Raw genomic sequence first — 14,955 nt, 5'->3', positions numbered from 1 at the left:
ATCCAATGAAGAAAGAAGTGGAGATCGCTGTGAAAATCGGGGTAATCGGAGCAGGTGTAATGGGAAGAGGGGTTGCCCAAGCACTTGCCCAATCAGGCTTAGCGGTTGTATTGGTCGATATTGAGCATGCGAAGCTTGAACAAGCTAGGGAGGAAATTGCAACTCAGCTGCGATTTCGCGGGCTGTTCGGCTCCTCAGGGAACTTGGAGGCAACGGATTCAATTATGGACCGCATCGCATTTACGACGGAGCATCATAGCCTCAGTGACGTCAGCTTTGTCATCGAGAACGCTACGGAAAATTGGGACGTCAAGAGCGGCATTTATGAGCTTATTGATGGCATCTGCCAGCCAGAATGCATTTTTATGATTAATACGTCCTGTATTTCCATTACAAAGCTGGCGGCTGTTACGAAGCGCGCACCGCAAGTGATCGGCACTCATTTCATGAATCCGGTGCCCACCAAAAAAACGGTCGAGGTCATTCGCGGCTATCATACCTCTGAGGAATGTATCCGTGCGGTTGACGGGCTTATGGGCGCCATGGGCAAGGAAATGATCGTCGTTAACGACTATCCGGGCTTTGTATCCAATCGGATTTCCCATTTGTTTATGAATGAAGCTGCTTATGTCGTGCAGGATCAGGTGGCTTCAGCGGAGGAAGTCGATGAAATTTTCAAAAAATGTTACGGACATGCGATGGGTCCGCTCGAAACGGCTGACTTGATCGGCCTGGACACGGTCGTGCATTCCTTGAATGTGCTTTATGAAAGCTATCAGGACTCGAAGTTCCGCTGCTGTCCGCTGCTTAGGAAAATGGTCGACGCGGGGCTGCATGGCCGCAAAAGCGGTCAAGGATTTTATACGTATTAATGCTTAGTCATGAATGGATTTAATAATAGATTCACCCAAATCGGGATGAGGAGAGTGTCAATAATGGAAGAAAAGAAAGTGAAAATTAAAAAGTTTTTATCGCGGTTTTTTCGCAAGCATGAGCTTGGTGACGATGAGGATATTTTCGCCCTAGGATTTGTAAATTCACTGTTCGCGATGCAGCTGGTTATGTTTCTGGAGAAGGAGTTTGCGCTTACTATTGATAGCCGTGACATGGATTTGGACAACTTCCGCACTATTAATCGGATGGTCAGTCTGATTCAAGAGAAAGCAGCAGTCGATCAGCAGTCTTCACAAGTTTCGGGAGGTTAAGGATGAAAATTGAACTGACTGAGGTACAGGAAAATTGGCAAAATGAGTTCAGTGCATTTGTTGATAACGAAATGGTGCCGCTAGCTGATCTAAATGACCGCGAGGAGCGTATCCATCCGGATATGCTCCGGAAAATGGCAGAAGCCGGCTATCTGGGATCTATGCTGCCTAAAAAATACGGCGGTATGGAGCTGGACAACGTGACCCTAGGCATTCTCAACGAAGAGGCAGGGCGCGGCTGCTCCTCAGCAAGAAGCTTGTTGACCGTTCACGGAATGGTATCCCTTGCGATTTTACGCTGGGGAACGGAGCAGCAGAAGAGCGAGTGGCTTCCCAAGCTGGCGACGGGCAGCGCTTTGGCAGCATTTGGCCTAACGGAGCCGAACGCTGGCAGCGATGCCAAGAGCATCGCAACAACGGCAGAGTTAGACGGGAATGAATACGTATTAAATGGCCGCAAAAAATGGATTACGATCGCACAAATTGCTGACTTGTTTCTCATCTTTGCCAAATGCGAGGGCCAGCCAGCGGCATTTCTCGTAGAGCGGGAGCGACTCGGGGTAACGGTACTACCCATGTCCGGCCTGCTTGGTGCAAGAGGCTCTATGATCGCCGAAGTTGTGCTTTCCGACTGCCGAATTCCGCAAGAAAATTTGCTGGGCAAGCTCGGCATGGGACTGACGCATATTGCGCTGCCCTGTCTCGATTACGGCAGATATACAATAGCCTGCGGCTGCGTTGGTTTGGCGCAGGCCTGCTTGGAGGCTTCGTTAGAATACGGCAGCACAAGAGTCCAATTTGGACGGCCACTCCAGGATAATCAACTGATTCAGAAGATGATTGCTGAAATGGCCGTACAGGTGAAGGCGGCTAGAATGCTTTGCTATAAAGTTGGATATTTACGGGATAGCGGCGATCCCGACAGCATTATGGAAACGTGGACGGCTAAATATTTTGCTTCGACTATGCTGACCAAAATTACTAACGATGCGGTGCAAATACATGGAGCTAACGGCTGCCATAACGGGTACCCGGTGGAACGCTATTTCCGAGATGCCAAAATTAATGAAATCATCGAGGGAACGTCGCAGATGCATGAAATGCTAATTGCTGAGCAGCAGTTCGTGACAAGCCGCCGAGCAGGGCGGACCATGGCTCAAACAGCCAATTCATAAGGAGATGAATGCCTGTGGCGTACAATGTTGAGGAGAAGAAGGATACCGCAAAGCGTAAAATTAAATGCGTCGTGTGGGATTTGGACCATACGATTTGGAACGGTATTTTAATGGAAGATACGACTGTTGAGCTGCGAAGCGATATTGTGAACGTCATTAAAACGCTGGATGAGCGGGGCATCCTGCAGTCGATTGCCAGCCGCAATGAGCATGATGTGGCGATGGAGAAAATGAGAGAGCTCGGGATTGAGCAATATTTCATCTATCCGCAAATCAGCTGGAACCGCAAATCAGCTGCGATCAAGACGATTGTCGAATCGATTAATATCGGGATGGACACGATTGCTTTTATCGACGATCAGCCGTTTGAGCGGGAAGAGGTCAGCTTCAACCATCCTGACGTCCTGTGCATAGATGCTGCCGAGACAGAAGGGCTGCTCGAGAGGCCGGAATTTAATCCAACCTTTATTACGGAGGACTCCCGGAACCGCAGAAGCCTCTATATGAGCGATATCGTACGCAATGAAGTTGAATCCAGCTTCGATGGCTCGCAGGAGGAGTTTCTCGCCTCACTGGGTATGGTGTTTACGGTTTCTTCGGTTGAGGGAGACGATTTGAAGCGGGCGGAGGAGCTGACGGTAAGAACTCATCAGCTGAATGCAACCGGCTACACCTACTCCTATGAGGAATTGGATGAATTTCGTCATTCACCGAACCACAAGCTGCTTATATCCGAATTGGAGGATAAATACGGCACGTACGGCAAAATCGGTTTAACGCTGCTTGAATGCAAGGACAACATTTGGACGCTGAAGCTGTTGTTAATGTCATGCCGTGTTATGTCTAGAGGAGTAGGCAGTATCATGCTGCAATACGTCGCCAAGATGGCGCATGATGCGGGAGCGGTACTACGCGCCGAGTTCGTGCCTACAGACCGTAATCGCATGATGCTGCTTACGTATAAATTTGCCGGCTTCAAGGAAGTGGAGGAGCAGGATGGACTGCTCATCTTCGAGCATGATGCCGCTCATTTGCAAAGTGCTCCAGACTATCTCACCTTAATCAGCCGTGTTTAATGAATTAATAAATAAATAAATAAATAAGACAGCTTCACGATGAACATCGGCTAGAGCGTTTAGCTGAAGCAGGATAGCAGGTTGAATTGTCGTGGATGCCTGTTTGTTGGAAAAAATACGGCTAATATGATATTGGAGGAAGTAATAATGGAAAAAATGGCGTTTCTGTTCCCAGGTCAAGGCTCTCACTTTGTCGGCATGTCGAAAGGTCTTTATGATCAATATGCAATTGTGAAGCAAACGTTTGAGGAAGCAAACGATGTGCTTGGCTATGATTTGGCTAAGCTCTGTTTTGAAGGCTCGCTTGCCGAGCTGTCCAAAGCGAAAAATGCCCAGCCGGCCATTCTCGTATCAAGCGTAGCCAGCTTCCGCGTTTATATGCAGGAGATCGGTATTGTCCCGCAATTTCTTGCCGGGCACAGCCTTGGTGAATATGCCGCATTTACTTGCGCGGGAGCCATTCGTTTTGCCGATGCGGTGAAGCTGCTGCATGAACGGGGAAAACTGACCGACGAGGTTGCAGCAAGCGATGTTGGAGCGATGTCCATTATTGATGGTGTCGAGCGCAAGCTGGTTGTGGATGAATGCAAAGCGATGGAGCTGGAGGGCCGCCAGGTTTGGGTATCCTGCTATAATACGCCGAATCAAACCGCGATTTCCGGTGAAAGCGATGCGGTTATGGAGCTGGAGGACAGGCTCGCGAATCATGGCGGACTGGCAACGCCGCTGCTTGCCAGCGCTCCGTTCCACTGCAGCTTTATGCAGCCGATGGCCGACCAATTATTGGACAAATTGTCGGGGCTGGAATACGGTTTCTTCAAATATCCGGTCATTACGAACCGCAATGCCGAGCCGATGGCACATTCGGAGAAAGTGGCGCAAAATCTTGCGCAGCATATAACTAGCCCGGTACAATGGGAGCGTACGATGCAATATTTTAAACATAAAGGCGTTACGCTTACGGTCGAAATGGGACCTAAAAACGTATTGACCAATATGGTGAAGGCGAATGTGGATGGTATTGAAGCGCTCTGCTATGGCACGAAGGAGGATCGCAAAAAAATCGAGCAAATTTTAGCAGCTTATCCGGGCCTCAGAAAGCATATTCCAACTATTATTACGCGCAGCTTGGCGGTGGCAGTAGCTACCCTCAACCAAAACTGGGATAATGAGGAGTATCAGGAGAAGGTTGTGAAGTCGTATCGCAAAATTCAGGAGATTCAGGATCGTCTTGAGGAGACGGGTGAGAAGCCAACTTTGGAACAAATGAGAACAGCGCTCGATTTGCTGAAAATCATTTTGGATACGAAGAAGGTTTCGGTAGAAGAGCAGACTCGCTGGCTCCATCAAATTATTGACGAGACGGGTATGTATTATGAATTAAACGACTATCTTGCTCCTTCGCGTCTAGCAGAAAAAATTTCCAGATAGGAGTTTATCCATGATAGAGGTTTATATGCTGCGGCTGGACGAGAGGAAAGCTGCGGCGCTGCATGAAGTTATGTTGAATTACGTTTCACCAAGCAAGCGGGAAGCGGCCGGGCGATTCCGCCGGCCGATTGATGCCTATCGTTCGGTGACGGGTGAGATTTTGGCACGACTTGCTATTACCAAGCGATGGAAGCTATCAAATGCTGAGCTTACTTTTTACAAAAATGAGTTTGGCAAGCCGTTGCTAGATCATTCTTCCATCGACTTCCATTTTAATGTGTCACATTCCGGTGACTGGGTAGTCTGCGCCTTTGGCGACTGCCTGGTTGGAATTGACATTGAGCTCATGAAGCCACAGGACTTGTCCATTGCAGAGCGGTTCTTCGCTCCGGTTGAATATAATAGGCTGATGAGTCTGGCTGGCAGTCGTCAGCTCACGTATTTTTACCAGCTGTGGACGTTGAAAGAGAGCTATATCAAGGCAGTGGGCAAAGGAATGTCGATCCCGCTTGATTCATTCTCTTTCTTAATCAAGGAGGACGGTGAAGTGGAGGCAAGCCTTGAAAAAGGGGCTTCTGCTGCTTATTTTATGCAAACCTTTGCAGATGAAGAGCATGCGATGGCACTGTGTACCTACCAGGAGACGGTGCCCATTTTTAAGCAGTTGGATTACGAGGAGTTGGAAAGCATGCTTTCTACGCTTCAGTAACAGCTAGCTGCTGAGAGAAATTTTAACCTTGTTCGGAGGAGATAATTCCGATGCTGATGAAAGATCATGTCATAGTCGTATCAGGCGTAGCCAATGAGAAGAGTTTAGCGTGGGGAGTTGCCAAAGCGCTTCATCGGGAAGGGGCTAGGCTTGTTTTCACCTATCGAAAGGATAAGTCCTTGCGCAAAATGACAAAGCTGCTTCAGGAGTATGGCATTGAAGCGGCAGCTGTTGTCCCGTGCGATATATTGGAAGATGCGAGCATTGCCGAAGCATTCAACGTCATTGCGAAGCAGGTTGGAACGATTCATGGACTCGTACATTCCATTGCCTATGCGGATCAGCTTCAAGGAGAGTATATAGATACGACGAGAGAAGGCTACCTGCTGGCGCAAAACGCCAGCAGCTTTTCATTAGTGGCTATGGCTAAGCAGGCGCGCGGTTTAATGAAAGAGGGTGGCGCGATTGTGACGCAAACCTACATAGGATCTGGTCGTGTCGTGAAAAATTATAATGTCATGGGTGTGGCGAAGGCTGCGCTCGAAGCGAGCGTGCGCTACTTGGCTGAAGATCTAGGCAAGCATGGCATTCGTGTAAATGCAGTGTCAGCAGGCCCCGTACTCACATCGGCCGCTTCAGCGATTGCTGATTTTCAAGATAAGCTGATAGCCATGGAGCAGCAGGCGCCGCTGCGGCGCAATGTTGATCAGGATGAGATAGGTGATGCGACAATATTTTTGCTAAGTCGTCTTTCGCGAGGCATTACTGGTGAAGTTCTCCATGTCGATGCAGGCTGTCATATTTTTTAGGCTGGCAGCCTGAAAGGGTCATTACACAGTGGAAGGAGGCAGGTCATGTCAAGAAAAGCGCTTTACCTTCAGGAACCGGAAGTTAGCACGTACACCCCATACGGAATCTTGTTTTCCATCATAAGCGAACCGTTATGGCGATGGGTATTCAATAATTTTATTCAAATCAGATATGCTTATTTATGGGAAATGTTCGCTTTTGACAACCACCATATTCTGCTCAAAGTCTGTCCCGGCATATCCTATAATCAGCTTCCTCAGGACATAGTCATTGCCAAATGGGGAAAATCATTAAAGGATGTCATTATCGAGTCGATAGATCGTGGCTATTATGTACATATTTTCGTAGACCGGTATTATATATCCTTGACGGATTCGTATAAAAATGGTCATCATATGCATGAGCTATTAATTTACGGATATGATTTGGACAAGGATATGGCGCTTGTCGCAGACAACTTTGTGGAGCAGTTTGTAAAGGCGGAATGCCCCTTTTCGGAGCTGGAGGAGGGTTATTGGTGTGTGTCCGATGAATTCGATTTCTATACAGAAATTCGCTTTTTGAAGCGCAACACAGACTTTGAATGCGATATTAATATGGAACAAATTGCTGCCGGCATGCAAAATTATTTATACTCCAAACCTACGTTTGATTTGGTGGTGGAGCAGCAGTTCGAATTCGGATTTCAAGCGCTGCAGCGGCTTCTTACAGATCCACAGAATATGGATACCTCATCATCTGAATATAGAAAATTTGACCTGCGTGCGTATCACCTGCTGTATGAGCACAAACTTTTAATGGAAAAGCGTATTGCCTATTTGATGGATCATGGGTACATGCTATACGACCAGCGACTGCTAGACACTAGCGTGGATATGAAGCATCGCTACTTGTCCTTGCGAAATTTAGTGATTAAATACAGATTTAAAGAGGACGAGAAGCTGTCTTGCAGCATCTATGCCAAGCTGCAGGACAATCTGGAGCGGGAGCAAGCCTTTATTTTAAGCTGCTTGGAGAAGATGAAGGCTTAGGCTGTCCCCCTATCAAAAACGCCCAAGGCATCGACCTTGGCGTTTTTTTGCAGTACTTGCAAAGGCAGCGGGCTGTCATGTAATTGGAGTTTGTCATTCCCGGAATACAGAGCTCGCATTACAGCTTGGCTGTAATACCATCATTGCTTATGACAAGCAGGATTATCGCAAAGTAGAGCAGCGCTATGACTTGATTTTTGACGCAGCAGCAAAGTTCGGCTATTGGTCAAATCGACGTGTTCTGAAGCCTAAGGGAATCTACGTTTCCACTGTCCCTTCAATCGCAACGCTGATCTCTATGTTCACAACCGGAATGTCAACAGGCCGCAAAGGTAGAATCGTTATGGCGAAGTCAAGACCTGATGACCTTGAGATGCTTGGCAAGCTATGCGAGCAGGGGCGGGTCATTCCTGTCATTGAGCATAGTTTTCCCCTTGCTCAAATAGTCGATGCTCATATACTGATCGAAGCTCATAACGTACGAGGGAAAATTGTGATTAATACTGGAGACTAGCAAAGCACGTCGATTCAGGCCATACTGTCGTTGTGGAGCATAGTCTCAAATCTACTTTAATGAATAAGGAGACCTATACAGTGAAGTATGAACTACATAAAGCATTTTGGCTTAATGAACCCAAGAAGTATGCCGTGGAACAAAATAAGGTTGCGATTACCACGGAGCCGGGAACCGATTTTTGGCAGCGCACCTATTACGGTTTTCAAAATGATTCTGCCCCCGCTTTATTGCTGAAAACAGCCGAGCCTTACTTCTCATTTGTTGTGAAAACGGAGTTTAACAGTAAACATCGTTATGACCAGTGCGGGGTTATCCTATATCAGAATAGTGAAAACTGGTTCAAAGCCTCTATCGAATTTGAAAATGATGCATATCAACGGTTAGGGAGTGTTGTCACCAACCATGGGTTTTCGGATTGGGCAACGACGGATATTCCGGCAAATGTAAAGACGATGTACTATCGATTAAGCCGTCGTGAAAGTGATTATTGCATTGAAAGTTCATATGACGGAATCAGTTATAAACAAATGCGAATATTCCATTTGTTCGAAGGTGGAGACGAAATACAATTTGGCGTCTACGCCTGCAGCCCAGAACAATCTTCTTTTAAGGCTGTTTTTAGTGAGTTTGAAATGACAGAATGCAAGTGGAAGATGCATCAATAAAAGGAATAAGGCTGCCGAACTTACTTGGAAAACACCCTGAAATCCATAAGGATTCCGGGGTGTTTTTTTATGACTCGGTCGAGCTTATTAGGCAGCCAAAGCTCTATTTCCTTTGCCCATAGGGTGATACAATCACTTTATACATTTCAAAGCGAAAGAACCCAGGGGGAGCTTATGAATAAACGCAAACAACTACTGCTTGATACAGCACTTGTGCTATTTGAGGAATATGGTATAACAAATACGTCTATTCAAATGATTTTGGAGCGATCAGGCGTATCCAAAGGCACATTTTACAAATTTTTCGGTTCCAAGGATGATTGTATTCTGGCGATTTTGGAACAATGTACGCACGAGGACATGATCATTCGAAAAGATTTGGAAACTCGCAACTACACCTCGGATTTCGACCTGCTCGTGGATCAACTTGTCATTCCAATAACGATTCCGGAAAAGCAGCTTGTATTGGAATTATTTTGGACAGGCTTATATTCAGGGGAAATCGATTTGCAAAATCTGACCCGAATTCAGTTGGATTGGCTATCGGGACGACTGACCCAATTATATGGTGAAGAATTACAAGACTATACCTATGAAGGAGCTATATTTTGTTTGGGCATGATCCATCAAATTTCCAATACATGGCGGAATTTTCGCCTCGAACAGCCGGATTGGAAAAGTCTCGTGCCCAAGGTGTTGAATTATGTCGAAATTTTGTTGAAAGCCATGCAAGAGAGGCATGAACATATGATTGATCCTGACAGCCTTGCGTTGATCAACCCATTATCTAAATCGACCGTGCTTGATAAAAGCAGCTTAGTGGCTGAACTTCAAACGTTCAACCGTTCCATAAATCAATCGCAAGCAACCATCAAAGCCAAAGAACTTACAGAAGGGCTTCTATCATTGATTATGGATGCTGAGCTCAATAAAACAATGGTGGAAGTGGTATTAGCGGCCTTTCAAATCGAATTTGAATCCAGCTCCTATCAGAATGAAGCAAGAAAAATAGCCAAAGAATGCTGGTGCTATATGGAGCAAAGCAGGCCACATCCGAGATAAGCTAAACGGACGAGCGAAAAATGAACGAATCGTATAATCAAACCCTTTTAAATAGCCAAATTCCAAATAGTTCTTACGAATTATTCCAATTAAATGGACGAATGGTATAATTATTATGCTAGAGCTAATCCGGAAGGTGGCATCTTTATGTATAAAGAAGTGATTGCGGTTCATGAAATTTCGCGGTTTCAGTCTAGATCGGAAGAGTTTTTTCCGCTCGAATGGTATCGGAAAATGCTGTCCGAACATCCTGTATATTATCATGAAGGTACCGACACCTGGAATGTCTTCAGGTATGATGATGTCAAGCAGGTGCTGAGCAAGCATGAATATTTTTCGAGCGAAGGGTCCAGAACAACCATTTTAGTTGGGGCAAAAAACCGGGAGGGAACCCCTCCGGATAAGCTGAATATTACAGACGTAGACCCTCCACGCCATCTAAAAAGCCGTTCCTTGCTATCTGCTGCTTTTACACCCCGCAGCTTAAAAAACTGGGAGCCTCGAATCAACGACATTGCGAACCGGCTTGTGGAGGACATAAAACCAAACACGACGATTGATCTCGTTCAGGCACTGGCAACTCCGCTGCCCGCTATGGTAATGGCTGATTTGCTTGGAATCCCGCTTACGGACAGCGGCCTCTTTAAAAGTTGGGTAGACATTTTGTTCCAGCCAGCGAGCGAGGAGAACGCGCATGAGATTGAACTGAAAAAGCAGGCAGCTGCCCAGGAATATTACCAATTTTTATACCCTATGGTCGTCGATAAACGGACAAATCCTGGCGATGATATCATTACGGATCTATTGAAGGTGGAGGTAGATGGCGAAAAGTTTACCGAAGACGAAGTGGTCCGGACATCGATGCTTTTGTTAGGAGCAGGAATAGAAACAACGAGCCATACGATTTCTAGTATGTTTTATTCCTTTTTGAATGAAGGCAAACCGTTGTACGATCAATTAAGGAAAGACCCAAGTCTAGTTCCTCTAGCTGTTGAAGAAATGCTTCGCTTCCGGTTCCACTGCTCCAAACGACATCGTACGGTTAAGCAGGATAACAATCTGTTAGGCGTCGATTTGAAAAAAGGTGACGTTGTCATCGCGTGGATGAGCGCGGCGAATATGGACGAGCGTATGTTTGAAAATCCGTTTGAGCTCAATATTCATCGTGCCAATAACAAAAAGCACTTAACCTTTGGCAATGGCCCTCACTTTTGTCTAGGTGCCCCATTGGCGAGGATGGAGCTGAGCATTGCCCTAAGGGCATTTGTGGAGAAGGTTTCGGGCATTGAAGCGGTTGAAGCCTTTGACCTGGAGCGTCATCTTACAACTTCCGCCGTAGGGCAGTCGTTAACTCATTTGCCGATGAAGATCCTTTAGAGACAAAAGGCTGTTAAATGGTTTTTGATTTACACATTAGGCTCCCGTTCTGCAAACTCTTGTAACATCCCTTTTATTTGTGCTACCAATACAGCGGGCGCTTTCTTTGGTGAACCTGTGTCAAATGGAGGTTGAGGATCGTATTCTAAGATCAACTGTACGGCTTTGCCTGTATCCTCTCCCAATTCCCATGCTATTAATTGGAGCGCCATATCGATACCAGAGGAAACACCAGCTGCAGTAACCAGATTACCCTGACGAACGACTCTCTCATCTGTAGGTATGGCTCCAAGGGATTGGAGCAGATCGAAGGAGTCCCAATGACTTGTGGCAACGATTCCATTTAGCAAGCCTGCTGCACTCAATATCAATGAGCCGTTGCAAACCGACGTAGTCCATTTCGTAGTTTCATGTATTTGGCGAATCCAATTTAACGTTTCTTCATCATTCATTGGCGTTTTATAATTTGGCGGACTACAGCCTGGAACAACAAAAATATCAGCTGACGTAACTTCAGAAAAGCTGTAATCGGCATGTAAATATCCCATATTTGAGTCCAGTTTAATTAAACCTTTTATCTTAGCGACAAACTTTACTTCACATTTCAGTGTAGCGGCGAACACATCGTAAGGACCAATTGCATCTAATGCTCTGATCCCATCAAAAAGCATAATTGCGATTTTCATGATGATCTCTCCTTTATTCTGGGAGTTTATGTTTCAAAAAATGATTTTAACATACCTATACGGGGTATAAGTATATGGAAGTATGTATATTGTGAGAACCTTTCTAAGGATGTCATCGAATTGAAGGCAGCCATCCCCTAAGGAACGGCTGCCTTTTCCAAGCTTATGGGAAGAAAGCGCGAAGTTCTCAAGCCATCAAGCTGCTTTAAACGGCCCCACTTGCGGTATCTGCAAGAGCAGAAAACAAATATTCTTTGCTTTCACCCGCGATTTTACGCACATGGTTTAAATCCACGTGAAGCAGCTGTCCGTGGCGTTTTACTGGACGTCCGGACACAAATACGGAATCAACGTTTGAGGGATTAGCAAATTGTACGACAGCTCCAACGGGATCGGAAGAGGGAAACATATTTAAATCTGTCATGCGAACCATAATGAGATCGGCTTCTTTTCCAGGCGTTAAGCTGCCGATTTTATGGTCTAATTTCAAAGCTTTAGCTCCAGCAATCGTTGCAAAATTTAATACTTGCTGTGCCTTTAAACTCAACTCGCCCGGCATGTTTTTGGATGCTAAAATGTTCTGATTGGTTCTTGCCCGCTCTGCCTGCAGCATAAATTTCATTTGCGCAAACATGTCCCCGCTGGTTGAAGTCACGACATCTACACCGAGGGTAGGTGTTCCGCCCTTCTCCATAAACACCCCAGTGGCTGGATACCCATGCCCCATCATCATTTCCACCTCAGGCGTAATCGATATCGATGCTCCTGAATCTGCAAGCATTTTGTACTCGTCATAACCCATTGTATTGGCATGCACCATATTCAAATCGGGACCAAGCAGGCCAGCCTTATATAGCTTTTCAATGGAGCGGTCATCGCGACCCCAACTGCCAAAACCGACATGCATGGAACAGATAGCATCGAGTTCTCTTGCAAGCCTTATTTCCTGAACCGTTGCGTCCCAATGGCTGAATTCTGGGCCTCTAATAGCTAACCCCATCGTTAATAATTGGTCGTCGGAAGAAAAATGCTGCTTTTTGATTCGGTATACGTCATCTGAAACGGTTTTTTTACTGTTGCGATCCCAATATTCGGTTTCGCCGGATGCTCCATACGCGAATACGGCGCGAATGCCGGCATTTTGCAAACCTTGAATTAATCCGTCTGCGTGCTCAGGGGAATAAATCATCGACCAATCCAAAAGGGTAGTTACACCGGCATTCAGCGCATCCAGTGCTCCCAGCAGATTAGCGGCACAACTGTCTACTGGCCGCAATTTGCTGCCAAGCCCGCCATAATAAATGTTTTGCAAATAGGTAGGCAGTGACCAGTCCGTGCCTATGGTTCGAACTAATGATTCCCAAATATGACGATGGGTATCGACGAAGCCGGGCATGACAATCATATCTGTAGCATCGACAATTTCGCAATCTAAAACATCGAGCTCTTCTTTTATCGCTACAATGAGCGAATCTTCTACTAGAATATCCGCTTTCTTAAAATCTCCTAAAGACTTAAAACGAAGCCGTTTTTAATTAAGTATCGTTTACTCAACATTTCCATCTTCTTTGATAAATGAATGGGATTACAAAAGTGATGATAAAAAAGAATGCTCAAGGGCGACTAATCAACTAAATAATGCAATGATTAAAATATATACATTACATAATTTATCACAATTTGTAAACCATACTTAGCGGAATTATCGACTGAATGTCTGGCAGCAGCTAGAGTTTCAAATGTGAAAAGAAAATAAAGTGTTAGACTGAAAATTATCAAGACCTTGGTTGAAAAAACTTATTAAAATAAAAGCATAAATCGAGGATCGATCGTTACGCTAACGGGCAGTTAACGCAACAATATTGGCCTTCAAGATCGAAACATACGCGGTATGTGTGTCCGCAACAGCAAGAATTGCCCTACCGAACTACAGATGGACGGAGCACCTTAGAATTAGCAAAAGAAACCCGAAGTCTCATAAAAGACTTGGGTTTCTCGTCAATCTGAGTAGCCTTTAGGACTACTTTTTATTTTCTAATATTAAACCAACCTGGCATTGCTTGAATTACATTCCAAAGTTTTTCTGGAATATTAAGCTGGTCGAGTTTCGAAACGTTCAATTCAGAATCTACCTCGGCTTCACGTCCATTTGCGACCTTTTCAACCCAATTAGGATCCATAATTAACGCATGCCCAATGGCGACTAGCGGCAAACCTAATTCCATAGCTTCAAGAGCATCATCCGGTGTTATTATGGAACCAGCAGCCATCACATGTACCTTACCGTTTGCTCTTTCAAGAATTAATTCAAGTCGTGTTTTTTCATCTTGACTATCTACTGGCTTTGAAGACACATTATCTAATGAAGCATGTATATAATCTAAATCCTGTCCAACAAGGAAATCAATTAATTCATACGTGTCTTTCATACGTAATCCGCCCACTTTGGAGGATTCTTCAGGAGAAAGTCGGAATCCTATAATGAATGGTTTTGTAGCATGTTTTTCAATGACTTTTTTGATTTCTTCAATAATTGCCAACGGAAAACGCAAGCGATTTTCAAGTGATCCTCCCCATTGGTCCGTCCGTTGATTTGTCGCTGGCGACCAAAAATTCTGAATTAAAAATCCATGAGCCCCATGAATTTCGACGCCATCAAATCCGGCTTCAATTGCTCGTCTTGTTGTGTCTCCAAAAGCACGTACAATCGACAAGATCTCCTCATGTGATAGTTCTCTTGTTTCTGAAGTTGAACCTAAATTTGTAACTTCGGGTTGCAATGCACTCGCACTAACTGCATCCAATCCAGGCACGGCTTTATTGCCAGCATGGAAAATCTGTAGGATCGCAGGAGCGCCTCCACTTTTCGCTGCCTCAGCTAATTTTCGTAAACTTGGAGTAAATTCATCATTGTATCCAGCGAATTCATTCGTAAAACCCTGCCCATTAGGTGTAACATGAGTACACCCTGTAATGACGAGTCCTACTCCATTCACTCTTTGTTTGTAATACTTTACTTCGTCATCCGAAATGGTAAGATCGTCATTACTTGACCAGGTTGTCATAGGTGCCATAACGATACTATTCTTAATTGTTATTCCATTTCTGAATGTGAAGGATTCAAATAACCTACTGTATTTCTGATTCATTTCATAAACCTCGCTCTCATATTCTCTTTTCTATTTCAGTTTAATTGGTTTCCGTTACGGAA

Annotated in this window: 15 protein-coding genes; 12 read left to right on the top strand and 3 right to left on the bottom strand. The window is 45.2% G+C overall.

The window, feature by feature from the left end; translation table 11 throughout:
* Nucleotides 1-5: 5 nt before the first annotated feature.
* The 12 genes from AC50YG_RS04695 to AC50YG_RS04640 all read left to right on the top strand — a co-directional run bounded on the left by AC50YG_RS04695 (nucleotide 6) and on the right by AC50YG_RS04640 (nucleotide 11,058).
* Nucleotides 6-872 carry a 3-hydroxyacyl-CoA dehydrogenase family protein gene (locus tag AC50YG_RS04695; protein ID WP_494825033.1) on the top strand — a complete coding sequence of 289 codons (867 nt, stop codon included), beginning with the start codon at nucleotides 6-8 and terminating at the stop codon, nucleotides 870-872.
* 63 nt (nucleotides 873-935) lie between these two features.
* A complete protein-coding gene (locus AC50YG_RS04690) occupies nucleotides 936-1,205 on the top strand; it encodes an acyl carrier protein (protein ID WP_473755558.1) in 270 nt (89 codons plus the stop codon).
* 2 nt (nucleotides 1,206-1,207) lie between these two features.
* Complete coding sequence (locus tag AC50YG_RS04685; protein WP_494825032.1) at nucleotides 1,208-2,380, top strand: acyl-CoA dehydrogenase family protein; 1,173 nt, start codon at nucleotides 1,208-1,210, stop codon at nucleotides 2,378-2,380.
* Between the two features lie 14 nt (nucleotides 2,381-2,394).
* On the top strand, nucleotides 2,395-3,456 hold the full coding sequence (locus AC50YG_RS04680) for an HAD-IIIC family phosphatase (protein ID WP_473755560.1): 1,062 nt from the start codon (nucleotides 2,395-2,397) through the stop codon (nucleotides 3,454-3,456).
* A gap of 147 nt (nucleotides 3,457-3,603) precedes the next feature.
* Complete coding sequence (fabD, locus tag AC50YG_RS04675; RefSeq protein ID WP_494825030.1) at nucleotides 3,604-4,887, top strand: ACP S-malonyltransferase; 1,284 nt, start codon at nucleotides 3,604-3,606, stop codon at nucleotides 4,885-4,887.
* Between the two features lie 10 nt (nucleotides 4,888-4,897).
* The gene (locus tag AC50YG_RS04670) at nucleotides 4,898-5,596 is read left to right on the top strand and encodes a 4'-phosphopantetheinyl transferase family protein (protein WP_494825028.1); all 699 of its coding nucleotides are present in this window, start codon (nucleotides 4,898-4,900) and stop codon (nucleotides 5,594-5,596) included.
* 44 nt (nucleotides 5,597-5,640) lie between these two features.
* Nucleotides 5,641-6,405: an enoyl-ACP reductase FabI gene (locus tag AC50YG_RS04665; RefSeq protein WP_494825319.1), complete on the top strand. Its 765-nt coding sequence runs from the start codon at nucleotides 5,641-5,643 to the stop codon at nucleotides 6,403-6,405.
* Between the two features lie 45 nt (nucleotides 6,406-6,450).
* A complete protein-coding gene (locus tag AC50YG_RS04660; protein ID WP_494825027.1) occupies nucleotides 6,451-7,437 on the top strand; it encodes a cysteine peptidase family C39 domain-containing protein in 987 nt (328 codons plus the stop codon).
* 1 nt (nucleotide 7,438) lies between these two features.
* On the top strand, nucleotides 7,439-7,951 hold the full coding sequence (locus AC50YG_RS04655) for a zinc-binding dehydrogenase (RefSeq protein WP_494825317.1): 513 nt from the start codon (nucleotides 7,439-7,441) through the stop codon (nucleotides 7,949-7,951).
* 80 nt (nucleotides 7,952-8,031) lie between these two features.
* Complete coding sequence (locus AC50YG_RS04650; RefSeq protein ID WP_494825025.1) at nucleotides 8,032-8,619, top strand: DUF1349 domain-containing protein; 588 nt, start codon at nucleotides 8,032-8,034, stop codon at nucleotides 8,617-8,619.
* Between the two features lie 174 nt (nucleotides 8,620-8,793).
* Nucleotides 8,794-9,681: a TetR/AcrR family transcriptional regulator gene (locus tag AC50YG_RS04645; RefSeq protein ID WP_494825024.1), complete on the top strand. Its 888-nt coding sequence runs from the start codon at nucleotides 8,794-8,796 to the stop codon at nucleotides 9,679-9,681.
* A gap of 147 nt (nucleotides 9,682-9,828) precedes the next feature.
* Nucleotides 9,829-11,058 (top strand): cytochrome P450, encoded by a 1,230-nt coding sequence (locus tag AC50YG_RS04640; RefSeq protein ID WP_494825023.1) that lies wholly within the window; start codon nucleotides 9,829-9,831, stop codon nucleotides 11,056-11,058.
* A gap of 29 nt (nucleotides 11,059-11,087) precedes the next feature.
* On the opposite strand, the gene AC50YG_RS04635 is transcribed toward AC50YG_RS04640, so the two are convergent.
* From AC50YG_RS04635 to AC50YG_RS04625, 3 genes are all read right to left on the bottom strand, one after another.
* Nucleotides 11,088-11,744: a DJ-1/PfpI family protein gene (locus AC50YG_RS04635; protein WP_494825022.1), complete on the bottom strand. Its 657-nt coding sequence runs from the start codon at nucleotides 11,742-11,744 to the stop codon at nucleotides 11,088-11,090.
* A 205-nt stretch (nucleotides 11,745-11,949) separates the two neighbouring features.
* The gene (locus AC50YG_RS04630) at nucleotides 11,950-13,200 is read right to left on the bottom strand and encodes an amidohydrolase family protein (RefSeq protein WP_494825315.1); all 1,251 of its coding nucleotides are present in this window, start codon (nucleotides 13,198-13,200) and stop codon (nucleotides 11,950-11,952) included.
* 571 nt (nucleotides 13,201-13,771) lie between these two features.
* Entirely contained in the window at nucleotides 13,772-14,893 is a 1,122-nt protein-coding gene (locus AC50YG_RS04625; RefSeq protein WP_494825021.1) for an NADH-dependent flavin oxidoreductase, read from the bottom strand.
* Nucleotides 14,894-14,955: the final 62 nt, after the last annotated feature.

Source organism: Paenibacillus sp. J31R34, from assembly GCF_059383715.1.
Note: the sequence above shows the minus strand (reverse complement) of the source record. Positions and strands in the feature narration are given on the sequence as shown.

Bases quoted from the DNA above. Each gene is read 5' to 3' on its own strand.
- AC50YG_RS04695 (WP_494825033.1), top strand. From the start codon at position 6: ATGAAGAAAGAAGTGGAGATCGCTGTGAAAATCGGGGTAATCGGAGCA.
- AC50YG_RS04690 (WP_473755558.1), top strand. From the start codon at position 936: ATGGAAGAAAAGAAAGTGAAAATTAAAAAGTTTTTATCGCGGTTTTTT.
- AC50YG_RS04685 (WP_494825032.1), top strand. From the start codon at position 1,208: ATGAAAATTGAACTGACTGAGGTACAGGAAAATTGGCAAAATGAGTTC.
- fabD (WP_494825030.1), top strand. From the start codon at position 3,604: ATGGAAAAAATGGCGTTTCTGTTCCCAGGTCAAGGCTCTCACTTTGTC.
- AC50YG_RS04670 (WP_494825028.1), top strand. From the start codon at position 4,898: ATGATAGAGGTTTATATGCTGCGGCTGGACGAGAGGAAAGCTGCGGCG.
- AC50YG_RS04660 (WP_494825027.1), top strand. From the start codon at position 6,451: ATGTCAAGAAAAGCGCTTTACCTTCAGGAACCGGAAGTTAGCACGTAC.
- AC50YG_RS04645 (WP_494825024.1), top strand. From the start codon at position 8,794: ATGAATAAACGCAAACAACTACTGCTTGATACAGCACTTGTGCTATTT.
- AC50YG_RS04640 (WP_494825023.1), top strand. From the start codon at position 9,829: ATGTATAAAGAAGTGATTGCGGTTCATGAAATTTCGCGGTTTCAGTCT.
- AC50YG_RS04635 (WP_494825022.1), bottom strand. From the start codon at position 11,744: ATGAAAATCGCAATTATGCTTTTTGATGGGATCAGAGCATTAGATGCA.
- AC50YG_RS04625 (WP_494825021.1), bottom strand. From the start codon at position 14,893: ATGAATCAGAAATACAGTAGGTTATTTGAATCCTTCACATTCAGAAAT.